The organism is Staphylococcus devriesei (assembly GCF_002902625.1).
Lineage (GTDB): Bacteria > Bacillota > Bacilli > Staphylococcales > Staphylococcaceae > Staphylococcus > Staphylococcus devriesei.
The window spans coordinates 1-1,240 of the sequence record NZ_PPRG01000025.1 but is presented as its reverse complement, the minus strand read 5'-3'; the positions used below and the strand labels follow the sequence as shown (position 1 = coordinate 1,240).

Annotated in this window: 4 protein-coding genes; all 4 read right to left on the bottom strand. The window is 34.3% G+C overall.

The window, feature by feature from the left end; all coding sequences use genetic code 11:
• Window positions 1–87 precede the first annotated feature (87 nt).
• Genes CD147_RS12065 through CD147_RS04035 form a run of 4 tightly spaced genes read right to left on the bottom strand, consistent with a single transcriptional unit; the run spans window position 88 to window position 1,106 of the window.
• Window positions 88–276: a helix-turn-helix domain-containing protein gene (locus tag CD147_RS12065; RefSeq protein ID WP_160149155.1), complete on the bottom strand. Its 189-nt coding sequence runs from the start codon at window positions 274–276 to the stop codon at window positions 88–90.
• Between the two features lie 2 nt (window positions 277–278).
• Entirely contained in the window at window positions 279–467 is a 189-nt protein-coding gene (locus tag CD147_RS04045) for a hypothetical protein (RefSeq protein WP_103166165.1), read from the bottom strand.
• The gene (locus CD147_RS04040) at window positions 467–871 is read right to left on the bottom strand and encodes a DUF1064 domain-containing protein (protein ID WP_103166164.1); all 405 of its coding nucleotides are present in this window, start codon (window positions 869–871) and stop codon (window positions 467–469) included. Before CD147_RS04040 ends, CD147_RS04045 begins: the two co-directional genes overlap by 1 nt.
• Before the next feature lie 10 nt (window positions 872–881).
• Window positions 882–1,106: a DUF3269 family protein gene (locus tag CD147_RS04035; RefSeq protein ID WP_103166163.1), complete on the bottom strand. Its 225-nt coding sequence runs from the start codon at window positions 1,104–1,106 to the stop codon at window positions 882–884.
• Between the last annotated feature and the right edge of the window lie 134 nt (window positions 1,107–1,240).

Below are 1,240 nucleotides of genomic sequence, written 5' to 3'. Positions count from 1 at the left end.
TCTTCTCTACGTTTACGTTTTAATGCTCTTTCATGTCTAAGTTCAGCTTGCTGTATTAAATATAGTTGTTTAGATGTTAATGTCTTTTCATTTCTTTCGTACGTTTACACCATAGCTAAACACTCCTTTTCCGTATAATAATTCTGGACCTCTTAATCCTCGGTTATATCGACCACGCAAAGTAGTATGTGGTACGTTATATTTCTTCGCTGCATTTCTAAGTGAGATATGCTCCCCATTTAAATAAACATAGGTTGCTCTAGGATTTTTACGCATAATTACCAACTCCAATGTGCTTCTTCTATCCATAGTTTTTTGTTATCGAAATCTGCTTCATTCAGAATGTCTCTATCTACATTTTTATAAGCTACATCTATCAAGCGTTGCATTTCTTTTTCAGTTGGTTTGTTGTCTGTTGATATAATAGCTTGCCCTTTAATCTCAAAATCAACGACTAATCTAGCCATTATTTAGCCTCCCTTTTACGCTTACGTCTGACTGCTTTTAAATCTTCATAAGTTATCCACTCTAAACCTGTATATTTAGGTGCTTTGCATATCCACGTTAATTTTGTGTCAGGATATTTATATCTAAATAACTTTGCTTTCAACTTAGCTGTATCGGTAGCCATGCCTTTAACATCTATAACTTCAATTAATTTGTTATTTGAATAAAGGGCAAAGTCTGCGATATATTCAGTCTTACGTTGTTTACCAAATTTAGGTATCAACTCATATCTTGGTTGTAACTCTATATAGTCATAGTTAACGCCGTTCATATTGCTTTCTAAATATTGGTAGTATTCACATTCGACTTTGCTATCGAATGTGATACCTTTGTACTCAACTTTTTTAGCGTTGTATTTACTCATGTTGTCACTCCTATATATCAAATATCGTTGCTTGTAACCCTAGTTCTTCTTCGTATAGAAGCTCATACACGCCCTTAAAATGTTTTAGCTCACTATCAGTCATTTCTTTGTACTCTTCGCTAAAATGAGCGCCTGTGAGTGATTTAACGATATTTAAATTAGGTTGGTGCTTTTCTACTTTGATTTCTTCTGTTCCGTCTGGTCTATATAGGTAATACCTTTCTAAGATAGCCATGTTTTATGCCACTCCACTTCGTTATAAATTTGTGATTGAACTTTTTCGTAATCATCAAACGGCGATATTTTACGTTGCTCCAGCAAGCGTTTAGTTGCCCAACCTAGCTCAATAAAGTTTTTAGCTATGATTGG